Origin of the sequence: Cognatiluteimonas telluris, from assembly GCF_011320095.1 — a bacterium.
GTDB classification, from domain to species: Bacteria; Pseudomonadota; Gammaproteobacteria; order Xanthomonadales; family Xanthomonadaceae; genus Cognatiluteimonas; species Cognatiluteimonas telluris.
Genome location: NZ_JAANOY010000014.1, coordinates 49000 through 60842, shown reverse-complemented (window position 1 = coordinate 60842; position 11843 = coordinate 49000). Strand labels below are relative to the sequence as shown.

At 70.8% G+C, this 11843-nt stretch carries 11 protein-coding genes and 1 pseudogene; 4 read left to right on the top strand and 8 right to left on the bottom strand.

Features of this window, described 5'->3' with window-relative positions; genetic code table 11:
- A partial coding sequence (locus tag G7B67_RS08715) for a primosomal protein N' (protein WP_166210953.1) occupies nucleotides 1–1735 on the top strand: 1735 nt, incomplete at its 5' end.
- Nucleotides 1736–1748: 13 nt separating this feature from the next.
- Here the strand turns inward: G7B67_RS08715 and G7B67_RS08710 are convergent.
- From G7B67_RS08710 to tsaD, 4 genes and pseudogenes are all read right to left on the bottom strand, one after another.
- On the bottom strand, nucleotides 1749–2597 hold the full coding sequence (locus tag G7B67_RS08710) for a DUF6159 family protein (RefSeq protein WP_166210950.1): 849 nt from the start codon (nucleotides 2595–2597) through the stop codon (nucleotides 1749–1751).
- Between the two features lie 72 nt (nucleotides 2598–2669).
- Nucleotides 2670–3143: a 2-amino-4-hydroxy-6-hydroxymethyldihydropteridine diphosphokinase gene (folK, locus tag G7B67_RS08705; protein ID WP_243412305.1), complete on the bottom strand. Its 474-nt coding sequence runs from the start codon at nucleotides 3141–3143 to the stop codon at nucleotides 2670–2672.
- Between the two features lie 462 nt (nucleotides 3144–3605).
- Nucleotides 3606–3956, bottom strand: a pseudogene (gene folB, locus G7B67_RS08700) (dihydroneopterin aldolase); the annotation flags it as partial.
- Nucleotides 3957–4074: 118 nt separating this feature from the next.
- Nucleotides 4075–5118 (bottom strand): tRNA (adenosine(37)-N6)-threonylcarbamoyltransferase complex transferase subunit TsaD, encoded by a 1044-nt coding sequence (gene tsaD, locus G7B67_RS08695; protein WP_166210947.1) that lies wholly within the window; start codon nucleotides 5116–5118, stop codon nucleotides 4075–4077.
- Nucleotides 5119–5293: 175 nt separating this feature from the next.
- On the opposite strand from tsaD, the gene rpsU reads away from it, so the two are divergent.
- The 3 genes from rpsU (at nucleotide 5294) to dnaG (ending at nucleotide 8103) form a co-directional block, all read left to right on the top strand.
- Nucleotides 5294–5509, top strand: a complete 216-nt coding sequence (rpsU, locus tag G7B67_RS08690; protein WP_056134345.1) for a 30S ribosomal protein S21 — start codon at nucleotides 5294–5296, stop codon at nucleotides 5507–5509.
- A 154-nt stretch (nucleotides 5510–5663) separates the two neighbouring features.
- Nucleotides 5664–6131: a GatB/YqeY domain-containing protein gene (locus G7B67_RS08685; protein ID WP_166210945.1), complete on the top strand. Its 468-nt coding sequence runs from the start codon at nucleotides 5664–5666 to the stop codon at nucleotides 6129–6131.
- 244 nt (nucleotides 6132–6375) lie between these two features.
- On the top strand, nucleotides 6376–8103 hold the full coding sequence (dnaG, locus tag G7B67_RS08680) for a DNA primase (RefSeq protein WP_166210942.1): 1728 nt from the start codon (nucleotides 6376–6378) through the stop codon (nucleotides 8101–8103).
- Here the strand turns inward: dnaG and G7B67_RS08675 are convergent, their stop codons facing one another.
- The 4 genes from G7B67_RS08675 to G7B67_RS08665 form a co-directional block, all read right to left on the bottom strand.
- Nucleotides 8104–9525 carry a hypothetical protein gene (locus G7B67_RS08675; protein WP_166210939.1) on the bottom strand — a complete coding sequence of 474 codons (1422 nt, stop codon included), beginning with the start codon at nucleotides 9523–9525 and terminating at the stop codon, nucleotides 8104–8106.
- A gap of 71 nt (nucleotides 9526–9596) precedes the next feature.
- Nucleotides 9597–9719, bottom strand: a complete 123-nt coding sequence (locus G7B67_RS13515) for a hypothetical protein (protein ID WP_279303985.1) — start codon at nucleotides 9717–9719, stop codon at nucleotides 9597–9599.
- The gene (locus G7B67_RS08670; RefSeq protein ID WP_166210936.1) at nucleotides 9719–9886 is read right to left on the bottom strand and encodes a hypothetical protein; all 168 of its coding nucleotides are present in this window, start codon (nucleotides 9884–9886) and stop codon (nucleotides 9719–9721) included. The genes G7B67_RS13515 and G7B67_RS08670 overlap by 1 nt, the downstream gene beginning before the upstream one ends.
- Before the next feature lie 60 nt (nucleotides 9887–9946).
- Nucleotides 9947–11833: a chloride channel protein gene (locus G7B67_RS08665; RefSeq protein ID WP_425482430.1), complete on the bottom strand. Its 1887-nt coding sequence runs from the start codon at nucleotides 11831–11833 to the stop codon at nucleotides 9947–9949.
- Nucleotides 11834–11843: the final 10 nt, after the last annotated feature.

The following is an 11843-nucleotide window of genomic DNA, read 5'->3' as shown; positions in this document are numbered from 1 at the left end:
CGAGGCGCAACTCGACGACGCCCTGCCGGGCTGGCGCGCGGCGGCTCGAACACTGGCGCGGCGCGGGCTGGCCGTCCGCAGCGCGCTGGCGGCGACGGCGATGCCGGCGCTGGCGGGCAGCGGGCCGCAGCCCAACGACGAGCAGTGCCACGCCATCGACGTGATCCGCGGGGCGGTGGGATTCGCGCCCATGCTGCTCGATGGCGTCACTGGCAGCGGCAAGACCGAGGTCTACCTGCAGGCGATCGCCGACTGCCTGGCGCGCGGACGGCAGGCATTGGTGCTGGTCCCTGAAATCGGCCTGACGCCACAGATGCTGGCGCGCTTCCGCGCCCGGCTCGGCGTGCCGGTGCATGCGCTGCATTCCGGGCTCACCGATGGCGAGCGCGCGCGGGTGTGGACGGCCGCCTGGCGCGGCGAGGCGCGGGTCGTCGTCGGTACCCGCTCGGCGGTGTTCATGCCGCTGCCCGATGCCGGCCTGGTCGTCGTCGACGAGGAACATGACGCCAGCTACAAGCAGCAGGATGGCATCCGTTACCACGCGCGTGACTTCGCCCTGGTCCGCGGCAAGGCGCTGGGGGTTCCGGTGCTGCTGGGCAGCGCGACGCCTTCGCTGGAGTCGCTGCACAACGCCCGCGCCGGCCGCTATGTGCACCTGCGCCTGCACCGGCGCGCCGGCAGCGCGCGGCCACCGACCGTGCGCGTGCTCGACATCCACAAGCGACCGCTTCAGGCGGGCCTGTCGCCGGAGCTGCTGGACGCGATCGCGCGCGCGCTCGCCGCCGGCGGCCAGGTGCTCGTGTTCAAGAATCGCCGCGGCTATGCGCCGGTGCTGTTGTGTCACGACTGCGGCTGGAGCGCGCAGTGCCGGCGTTGCAGCACCGCGACCCACGGCAGTCCGATGACCGTGCACGCCGGCGGCCGCCGCCTGCAATGCCACCATTGCGGCGCGCGCCAACCGGTGCCGCAGGCCTGCCCGGATTGCGGCGGGCTGGCACTGCAGCCGCAGGGCAACGGTACCGAGCGCATCGAGGAGCTGCTGGCCGAGCGTTTTGCCGACGTGCCTGTGCTGCGGGTGGATCGCGGCAGCACCCGTCGCCAAAATGGGCTGGAATCGCTGCTCGCGCAATTGGGGACACGGCCCGGCATCCTGGTCGGCACCCAGATGCTGGCCAAGGGCCATGACCTGCCGAACCTCACCCTGGTCGCGGTGGTCGGCATCGACGAAGGCCTGTTCTCCGCCGACTTCCGCGCCAGCGAAAAACTCGCGCAGCAGCTGATCCAGGTCGCCGGCCGCGCCGGCCGTGCCGATCGCGCCGGCGAGGTCTGGCTGCAGACCCACCATCCCGGCCATCCGTTGTTGCAGACGTTGATCGAAGGCGGCTACCACGCGTTCGCCGGAGCCGAACTGCTGCAGCGCGAAGCCGCCGGTTTCCCGCCGTTCGCGCACCTGGCCCTGCTGCGCGCCGAAGCGGTGAACGCCGACGCGCCGCTGGCCTTCCTGCAGGCAGCCAAGTCGCTGCTCGCCGCCGATGGCACGGTGGATATCCATGGCCCGTTGCCAGCGCCGATGCCGCGGCGCGCCGGCCTGCACCGCGCGCAACTGCTGTTGTCCAGCGCCGCGCGCGCGGCCCTGCACGCCGCACTGGCGGCGGCCGTTCCGGCACTGCATGCGCTGCCAACGGCGCGCAAGGTGCGCTGGTCGCTGGACGTGGATCCGGTGGACCTCTACTGAGGCCCGGCCGGCCTCAGTCCTTGCGCTGGAACGCCTCGCGCAACAGCGCGCCATCGAACCCCGCCGGCGCATCGCCGCCGACCGCGAACCGGTACAGCACGGCCGAATAGATGCCGGCCAGCGCTGACTGCACGAGTGCCAGCCCGAGCACCGCCACACCGGCCAGCACCGCCGCCGCCACCGCCAGCATGGCCATCCCGGCGCCGGCCAGGACGACCGCGAGCAGCGCGCCGAGCACGATCACCAGCATGCTCAACACGCCGAACACCAGCCCCAGGCCGCCCTTGCCGATCAGGTTTTCGCCCCACGCCTGCTTGAGCAGCAGCGCGCTTTCCTTGACCGCATCGATCGGGCCGATGTCGCGCGCGACCAGGACCGGCACGGTGAGGAAGGTCGCCAGCGTCCACGCCACGCCCACCAGGCCGACCACGATCCGGCCGATGAAGCCGGCGCGTTGTTCCAGCGCGCGCAGCGCCATGCCGACCGTCGCCGCGATCGCCGCGTAACCGAGGATCTGCAGCCACTTTCCGCGCGCGATGCGCAGCCCGTCGCCCACGGTCGGGTCGCCGCCGTCGAGCCGGATCATCGCCGCGCCGACCAGCGCGCTGTTGAAGAAGAACATCACGAAGTACTGCGCCAGGTAGAACCCGAACATGCACAGATAGAACGCCGCCGGCACGCCGCCACCGCTGCGGTCGAGCCGGTCGAACATGCCCAGCCCGAACATTGGCAGCGCGAAGCTCAGCACCACCAGCACGACCGCGATCCCCGACAGCAGCGGGAACACCAGCAATTCACGATCCGAGCGCAAAACCGCCAGGCTGGCCTTGGTCAACGCCCAGCTGCGTGCGAACTTCCCCATGGCGCTTTCCTCCCCGAAAGACCGGCCGATTATGCGCCGGGCAAGGGGCCCTGCAAGCGGGCGCGCCGCGGCCTAGAGTTCCAGCGGCACCTGCTGCGGCGGCTTGGAGAACTCCGGGTGCGCCGCCCACAGGCGCTCGAGCGTCATCCGCCGCACGGGGTCGACGAAGGTCGGCGCGATGTCGGCCAGCGGCTTGAGCACGAACGCGTGGTGCAGCTCCGGGCGCGGCAACTGGAAGTCGCCCGGGCCATCGAGCACGAGGTCGCCGAAATAGATGATGTCGATGTCCAGCGTGCGATCGCTGTAGGACGCATCGCGGCGGTCGCGGCCCTGCTTGAGTTCCAGCGCATGCAGCCAGTCATTGAGCGCGAAGGGATGGATGTCGCTGTCGATCACCGCGATCGCATTGAGGAAGTCGGGACCGCGGAAGCCGACCGCCGGCGTGCGGTACACCGGCGACACCAGCACCTCGCCAAAGCGCGCGCGCAGCGCCGCCACCGCGCGGGTCAGGTTCACCTCCGGCGCGATGTTGCTGCCCAGGCTCAGGTAGGCCTGGCGGGTGGTGGTGTGGAACCGCGACGCGGGCGGCTTCTTCGCCGTCGCGCGGGCCGTGGCCGGCTCGGGCGACGCAGCCGGCGCGGGCGCAGGTACCGGTACCGGCGCATCCGGCACCGGAATCCGCGTCGTGACGGCGGCCGGAGTCATGGCCGGAGAGGGCGCAGGTGCTGGTGTCGAGGCCGTAGCAGGCGCAGGCGTCGATGCAGGCGTTGGTGCCGGTGCCGGTCCGGCAGCGCTCGGCGCTGGCGTCCGGTGCGGGAATGAGGTTGCCGTCCAGGTCGAGGCCCAGCGAGGCGGGCGGTCGGGATCCGGCGGCAGGGTCGACGTGGCGGCGGTACGTGCGATTGCCTCCTCGCGCGCACTGGGCGCAACGCCGGGGGGTGGCATTGGTGCCGTCATCGGCGGCCGCCGCGTCGTGGCCCTGGCCTGTGCCGCGGTGCCCGGCGGTCCGGCCCGTTCACGCTTGATGATCACACCCACCGCCTGCGCCCCGCGCACCGCGCCGGGCTTGCTCAGCTTGAGCTTGACCTTGGCGACCTTGAACTCGTCCAGGATCAGCGCCGCGCAACGCTCGGCCAGCGTCTCCACCAGGCCGAAGCCCGACTGCGACACGAATTCGATCAGGCGCTTGCTCACCGCCTTGTAGTCCAGCGTGTCGGCGATCTTGTCGCTGGCCGCCGGCACCCGGTTGTCGAACGTCATCTGGATATCGAAGCGCAGCGGCTGCCGGATCCGCCGCTCCCAGTCGTAGATGCCGATCAGCGCCTCGATCTCGAGGCCTTCGATGAAGACTTTGTCCATGGCCGACCGTGACTCGTGATGGGTTGCGTGACCGCCGCAGCTTAGCCGCGATCGCCGGGGCGTGATTTGCCGCGTGCCCGGAGCCTAGCGCGGCACGCGCGCGCCGGCAGCTTCGCCGTCACGCATCGGCGGTCGCATCCAGCGCCGGCAGGCTCGCCATGTCCCAGCGCGGGCGCACGTCGATCGAAGCGTGGCTGCATTGCCCGGCGGCCAGCCGCAGCGCGCCGGCGAAGGCGATCATCGCGCCGTTGTCGGTGCACAGCGCCGGACGCGGAAAGCACACCCGGCCCGCGCGCGCGTCCGCCATCTGCGCCAGCTTCGCGCGCAGGCGCAGGTTGGCGCCGACCCCGCCGGCGACGATCAGGGTGTTGCTGCCGGCCGCATCGAGTGCGCGCGCGCACTTGATCGCCAGGGTGTCGACCACCGCGTCCTCGAAGCCGCGCGCGATGTCGGCGCGGGTCTGGTCGCACTGGGCGCTGCCCTGCCAGGCCAGCAGCACCTGGGTCTTGAGCCCGCTGAAGCTGAAGTCCAGGCCCGGGCGATCGGTCATCGGCCGCGAGAACTTGTAGGCGCCCGGACGGCCCTGCTCGGCCAGCCGCGCCAGTTGCGGGCCGCCGGGGTAGGGCAGGCCCATCAGCTTGGCGGTCTTGTCGAAGGCTTCCCCGGCGGCGTCGTCCAGGGTTTCGCCGAGCAGGCGGTACTGGCCGATGCCCTCGACCGCGACCAGCTGGGTATGCCCGCCGGACACCAGCAGCGCCACGAACGGCGGCGCAAGGTCCGGTGCTTCCAGCAGCGGCGCCAGCAGGTGGCCTTCCATGTGGTGGACGGCGATCGCCGGCTTGTCCAGCGCCCAGGCCAACGAGCGCGCCACGCCGGCGCCGACCAGCAGCGCGCCGACCAGGCCGGGCCCGGCGGTGTAGGCGACGCCGTCCAGGTCCGCCACGCTCAGCCCGCCTTCGGCCAGGGTCTGGCGGATCAGCGGCAGCAGCTTGCGCACGTGGTCGCGGCTGGCGAGCTCGGGCACCACGCCGCCGTACTCGGCGTGCAGCGCGACCTGGCTGTAGAGCGCCTGCGCCAGCAGGCCGTCCGCACCCGGCCGCGCGGTGTCGTAGACGGCCACGCCGGTTTCGTCGCAGGAGGTTTCGATGCCGAGGACGCGCATGGGCTGGCCGGGACGTGGAGGGGAAGGCGGGCGCAGGCCGCGGAGCCGGGCGTCGCCGCCACCGGCCATGCGCCTCCCACCCGGGGCCCACACGGCTTGCATCCCCGCGAAGGCAGCCGCTATCATACGCGGCTCGCCCGCTCGACCGGGCGGTTTCCCGTCCAGAGAATCCCGCATGCCCAGCGTCAAAGTCCGCGAAAACGAGCCTTTCGAGTTTGCCCTGCGCCGCTTCAAGCGCACCTGCGAGAAGGCCGGCGTGCTGGCCGAGACCCGCAAGCGCGAGTTCTACGAGAAGCCGACCCAGGAGCGCAAGCGCAAGGCCGCCGCCGCGGTGAAGCGCCAGGCGCGCCGCAGCTCGCGCGACGTCACCAAGCGCCAGCGCCTGTACTGAGCCATGGCGGGCCTGCCCGCCAGCGCCATCGCCTGACGAAAGCCGGCCGCGGCCTCCGCGACGCCGGCTTTCCGCGTTCTGGGCCGGTACGCCCACGCGTCCTTGCGCCCGCTGCGCTTACGATTTCCCTCCCCACTCCCGTTTCCGGCCCGCCATGACCCTCAAGCAACAGCTCACCGACGACATGAAGGCCGCGATGAAGTCCGGCGACAAGGTGCGCCTGGGCGTGATCCGGCTGATCAACGCCGCGATCAAGCAGCGCGAAGTCGACGAGCCCAAAGCGGGTAACGAGCGTGTCGAGCTGGACGACCCCGCGGTGCTGGCCGTGCTGGAAAAGATGGTCAAGCAGCGCCGCGACTCGATCAGCCAGTACGACGCCGCCGGCCGCACCGACCTGTCGCGGATCGAACGCGACGAGATGGCGATCATCGAGCACTACCTGCCGGCGAAGATGGGCGAGGCCGAACTCATCGACGAGATCGACAAGGCCGTCGCCGAAACCGGCGCCGCGACGCCCGCCGACATGGGCAAGCTGATGGCCGTGCTCAAGCCGCGCCTGGCCGGACGCGCCGACATGGGCGACGTGTCGAAGCTGGTGAAGCAGCGCCTGTCCGGCGGCTGATCGGTTGTCGGTAGGCGCGGCTTCAGCCGCGAGCTCTTCCGCCCCCGCCTGCATCGCCGCGTAAAGCTCGCGGCTGAAGCCGCTCCTACCCAATCCAGCGCCCGTGGCATCCTGAGCGTCGCATGGCCCGCATCCCCGACCTCATCGAAGATCGCGCAGCGACTGCACTCGCTTGCGACCAAATCCGACGCGCCGCCGCGCGCTGGGGAATCATCGCGGCTGGCTTTGGAACTGGAGCCTAGACGTGGCTCGCCTGCCGGATTCCTTCATCGATGACCTGTTGGCCCGCACCGACATCGTCGAGGTGGTCGGCTCGCGGGTGCCGCTGAAGCGCCAGGGCAAGGAATACGCGGCGCGGTGCCCGTTCCACGACGAGCGCTCGGCATCGTTCACGGTGTCGCCGACCAAGCAGTTCTACCACTGCTTCGGCTGCGGCGCGCACGGCACCGCGATCTCGTTCCTGATGAATTACGACCGGCTCGAATTCCTCGATGCCGTCGACGAGCTCGCCAAGCGCGTGGGCATGGAAGTGCCGCGGGACACCCGCGTGCGCAACGAGGACAGCGACAGTCGCGATCTCTACGCCGCGGTCGACGCGGCGGCGAAGTTCTTCCAGAAGCAGTACGCCGCCAGCGACAAGGCGCGTGATTACGTGCAGCGTCGATCCATCGACGGCGCCATCGTCGACGCCTACATGATCGGTTATGCGCCCGATGGCTACAGCGGTTTGAAGGATGCGCTGGGTACCGATCCGCGGCGGATGTCGCTGCTCGAACGCGCGGGCCTGTTCTCGAAGAACGACAAGGGACACGTCTACGACAAGTTCCGCGACCGGCTGATGTTCCCGATCCACGACCGCCGCGGCCGCGTGATCGCCTTCGGCGGCCGCGTGCTCGATGCCGACGACTCGCCCAAGTACCTCAACTCACCGGAAACGCCGCTGTTCCACAAGGGCCGCGAGCTCTACGGCCTGTGGCAGGCGAAGCAGGCCAATCCGAAACTCGACCGGCTGGTCGTCGTCGAGGGCTACATGGACGTCGTCGCGCTGGCGCAGTACGGCGTGACCCAGGCGGTGGCGACGCTCGGCACCGCGACCACGCCCGACCACGCCGAACTGCTGTTCCGCAGCGCGCCGGATGTCTACTTCTGCTTCGACGGCGACCGCGCCGGGCGCAGTGCGGCCTGGAAGGCGCTGGAGTCGGTGCTGCCGCGGATGAAGGACGGGCGCCAGGCGCTGTTCCTGTTCCTGCCCGAGGGCGAGGATCCGGACACCATCGTGCGCAAGGAAGGCGCTGACGGATTCGCCGCGCGCCTGGCGCAGGCGATGCCGCTGTCGGAATTCTTCTTCGGCGAACTGTCCAAGGACGTCAACCTCGGCAGCCTCGATGGCAAGGCGCGCCTGGCCGAACGTTGCAAGCCGCTGCTGGCGCAGATCCCCGACGGCGCCTTCGGCGACCTGATGCGCCAGCGCCTGACCGAGCTGACCGGCGTCGGTGCGCGCGCGAGCTCGCCGCAGACGCATGTTCCGGTGCAGCGCGCGCGCACCGCACCGATGGCGCATGCACCGCGGCAGACGCTGGTGCGCAGCGCGATCGTGCGCCTGCTGCACCAGCCGGCGCTGGCCTCGTCGCTGCAGCCGCCGTACCGCTTCGCGATGCTGCGCCAGCCCGGCGTGGAATTGCTGGCCGAGATCGTGGCGCTGGTGCGCGAGCGACCGGAAATCACCACGGGCGCGCTGCTCGAGCACTTCGGCGGGCGCGAGGAAGCCGCCGCGCTGCACAAGCTCGCGCTGCAATCGTTGCCCGGCGAGGAAGCCGCCTGGCGCGAGGAATTCCTCGACACCATGGCGCAGCTGGAAAAGCAGATGCTGCAGCAGCGCGTCGAAGAGTTGCAGGCCAAGCAGCGCGAAAGCGGCCTGGATGAAAGCGACAAGGAGGAGATGCGCGCGCTGCTGCAGGCGCGGTTGGCGTGATCAGTCGCGCACGCCGCTCCAACCACCAGGATCGTCCTCGCCGTAGGGGCCCGGATCGGGAAACGACCACGCCTCGGGGCCATTCCACTTCCCTTTGAATCGTCCCTGGTCGAAGTCAAAATGGAAGTTCACGAAGCCATGGCCGGCATGGTCGGTCCACTGGCATAGCAGGTTGTCGGCGGACAGCTTCATGCAGGGATGCAGCTCGCCCCAGTCGCGGTGCCCAAGCAGATAGCTGCCCTCGATGCCGACGCCGTCGCGACGCTCGCGCAGCACGGTGATGACGGATCCGCCCTCGACCGACGAGATCGTCCCGCGCCAGGTGCCGAAGTAACGCTCGTCCCCACGGCGTGCCGGAGGCGCATGGCGCAACAGCAGGAACGCGGCCCACCGCGGATCGCGGGCAAGGTCGGCGCGGATCGCGGCCTCTTCGCGCTCCAGCGCCCGCGCGACGTCCGTGTAGAAAGCGACCTCCCAGGCGCGATCGTCGATGTCGCGGTTGTCGATATGGCGCACGCGACCCAGCGTGTCGTACGGCCAGGCGGTACCCCAATATTCGAATGGCTGGATCGCCGGCGCGCGCTGCAGCGACAGGTCGGCGGCACCCGTGCTCGCCATCGTGTAGAAACGTCGTGCCCGCACCGCGATCGCCTGGTCCAGCATCCACGCCCGCTCGCAACCGTCGACCAGCACGTCGTCATCGCTGCCGGGATGGCCGCAGTTGGCATAACGCGGCGCGACCGACATCGCGCCGCTCTCCATCACCTGTTGCAGTTGGGCAAAGCGCTGCGTCGATTCGCGCTGGCGGCATTGCCGGTCCTGCGGTGCTTCACCGCGGGCGCAGTTCGAATCGGCCAGGTCAGGCCACGTCCGCGGCGCGCGATCATGGTATAGCGCCGGCGCGAAGCCGACCGCTTCCAATCGCCGCCGCGCGATGGCCTGGTCGGCCGCGTCGCTGGAGCAGTCGGCGGCGATGCCGGTGCGATCGAGCAGCGGTGCCGTCTCGCACAGCCGCAGTACGACTTCCGCCACGCCATCGCCGTGCGTCGCCGCCGATTCCAGCGCCGGACGCCAGGCGCGACTCAGCCTGGCGAGGGCGGCATCGCGCGCGGCCGTGATCCGTCGTTGCGCGTCGATGCAGCGCGCCCGGCGTTGCTCGATGCGCCGCTCGCGCTGCTGCGCGCGTCGCGGGTCGGCGTCCTGCGGGCCGTCCGCGTCGTCGCCTCGCCAGCAGCCATCCTCGTCGCCACTCGGCAACGCGTCGACCTGCCGCAACTGCGCGCCCAGCGCCCAGGGGTCGATGAACCCGCGCGCATCGACCACCGCCTGGAGCGGCTGCGCCAACACCGGCCGCGGCGACAGGCCCGCAACAGCGACGAGCAACGCGAGGGCAAGCGCCTGGGCCCCGGACGCGCGGCGCATGCCCGGCGTCGCCTGGCCCGGTCGCCCGCCGGGTCCGCGCGGAGGCCGCGGCCGTACCGGCGCCATCGTCCTCATTTCCACACCTCGTGCATCACCCGTGCGCAATTGCCGCCGGGCATCTTGCCGATACGCGCGTCAGGATGCCCGCGCGCGGCGGCAGGTTCCGCGGCGACGGCGGGATTGTCGAGGAACATCAGGTTGGTTCCCGACGCGCGATCGCGATGGTGTCGGCGCGCGGCGCCCAGTGCACGGGGGTCGCAGCGTCGCTGCCGCGAGCGTTGGCCGTGGACGCCGCAGTGCCGAACACCCCGCCGATGGCAAGGCCGCCGGCAGCGGCGAGGACGTCATGTCGTGTGGCCATGTGTCGCCTCCGCGGGATGCACGCCATCCTGCCACGCGCGCCCGGCCGGTCAAACGCGCCTCAGAAGTGCTTGCGCCAGGTCTCGCGGAAGCGGATGTGGCGGCCCGATTCGTGCGTGCCTTTCAGCCGGCGTCCGTGGGCGGCGAGGATGTCGCCGCGGGTGAGCATGCCGATCAGCGGATGCGGCGCTTCGTGGCCGACGACGATCAGGCGGCCGATGTTTTCCGAAACCATGTGGTCGGCGGCTTCGCGCAGCGAGTGGTGCTCGTGCACGACCACTGGCGGGCGCAGGCCGAGGTCGCCGATGTGGCGCATGTTCGGTTCCGAGGGATCGAGCAGCGTGCGGCGGGTGATCACGCCACGCACGCGGCCGCTGTCGTCGATCACCGGGAAGCCCTGGTGCTGGTATTCCGGGCGCCCGGAATTGAGCCGGTGGCGCACCTCGCCGAGTTCCTCGCTGGTGCGCAGGAACACCGGATCGCGGCTGCAGGCATCGCGCACCAGCACTTGCTCGAGGTAGTCGGCCTGGTACTCGGTCGGCACCCGCACGCCGCGGCGCGCGATCTTCTCGGTCATGATCGTGTTGCGCATGATCAGCGCCGAGACCAGGTACGCCGCCGCGCAGCCGCCGAGCAGCGGCAGCAGGCCCGCCGGCTGCTGGGTGGTCTCGAACGCGAACACCACCGACGCCAGCAGCGCGCGCGAGGCACCGGCGAAGATCGCCGCCATGCCGACCAGGCCGGCGATGCGCGGATCGATCCCCAGCTGCGGCGCCACCGCGACCAGGCCGAAACCCGCCAGCGCGCCCAGCGCGCCGCCGATGGTGAACAACGGCGCGAGCGTGCCGCCGGAGGTGCCGCTGCCCAGCGCGATCGACCACGAGATGAACTTCATCACGCACAGGAAGGCAAGCGCGCCGACCGCGAGATGGCCGGACACGATCGCCTCGATGTTGGTGTAGCCCACGCCCAGCGTCAGCGGCGCGAAGTAGCCGACCACGCCGACCGCCACGCCGCCGATCGCCGGCCACCACATCCAGTGCACAGGCAATTTCTCGAACGCATCCTCGATGCCGTACACCAGTCGCGTGACGCCAACGCTGACCAGCCCGATCATCGCGCCCAGCACCACGTAGCAGCCCATCGCCGCCAGGCCCGGCTCAGCGACGTGAGGCATGCCGAACACCGGCACGTTGCCGAGGAAGGCATAGCGCACGCCCGCCGCCGCCACCGCCGCCATCGCGACCGGGATCAGCGAACGCGGGCGCAGTTCGAACAGCAGCAGCTCCACGGCCAGGATCACCGCCGAGACCGGCGAGCCGAACACCGCGGCCATGCCACCGGCCGCGCCCGCCGACAGCAGCACCTTGCGCTCGTCGCCGGTGACGTGCAGCAGCTGGCCGAGGAACGAGCCCAGCGCGCCGCCGGTGGCGATGATGGGGCCTTCGGCGCCGAACGGGCCGCCGGTGCCGATCGCCACCGCCGAGGACAGCGGCTTGAGGAAGGTGATGCGCGGCGGGATCTTCGACTCGTTGAGCAGCACCTGCTCCATCGCCTCGGGGATGCCGTGGCCGCGGATCGCGCGCGAACCCCAGCGCGCCATCACCCCGACGATCAGGCCGCCGATCACCGGCACCGCGATGACCCAGAGCCCCAGGTGGTTGTTCGCCGGACTCACGGCGCCGAACGACCACTGTCCGTAGAAGGACAGGTTGGTCACCAGGTTGATCAACGACACCAGGATCCGCGCGATGAAGCCGGCGGCGATGCCGAGCACGATCGCCACCGCGGTGATGAACAGCACCCGCGGCTCGACCAGGTTCGCGCGCCGCGGCATGTTGGCCGCTTCCAGGCTGATGCCCAGCGACGGCGCCAGCGGCAGTGCGCCGGGGCTGGCCGCCTCCTCGCGCAGGGGCAGATGGTCGGGATCGGGAGCGTGCGGTGCCATCGTCCAGCGT